This window comes from Streptomyces chisholmiae, from assembly GCF_031845445.1.
GTDB classification, from domain to species: Bacteria; Actinomycetota; Actinomycetes; order Streptomycetales; family Streptomycetaceae; genus Streptomyces; species Streptomyces chisholmiae.
Window position 1 is genome coordinate 1 of the sequence record NZ_JAVREO010000122.1, and the last position, 474, is coordinate 474.

Annotated in this window: 1 pseudogene; it reads left to right on the top strand. The window is 60.8% G+C overall.

Annotated elements, in window-relative coordinates:
- Positions 1-422 (top strand): annotated as a pseudogene (locus RM844_RS32375) (polyphosphate kinase 2 family protein); the annotation flags it as partial.
- Between the last annotated feature and the right edge of the window lie 52 nt (positions 423-474).

The window sequence follows — 474 nt, forward strand, 5'->3', positions numbered from 1 at the left end:
TCCTTGTGGTGAAGGTGCGAAAGCTCGCGCCGGCAAAGCTGGTCGAGCAGCGCTATGAGCAGATCAACAGTTGGGAAAAGATGCTGGTCGAGAACGGCACGCGGGTTCTGAAGATCATGCTGCACATCTCGAAGGAGGAGCAGGGCGAGCGGTTGCGCGAGCGGCTCGAGGTTCCCGAGAAGCGCTGGAAGTTCAATCCTTCCGACCTTGAGGATCGCAAGCTGTGGGACGATTACCAGGTGGCTTACGAGACGGTGCTGCAGCGTTGTTCGACGCCGCATGCGCCATGGCATGTGGTGCCAGCCGATAGCCGGTCGCGGCGCGATGCAATCGTCGCCCGGCTGATCCGCGGCGAGCTGGAAGCGATGAAGCCGGAATATCCCGATCCGGGATATCGGCCGGAGCAGTACCAGATCGACTGATGCCTATACCCCAAATGGGGAATGGCCGACTTTCCCACCGGGACGTATCAGC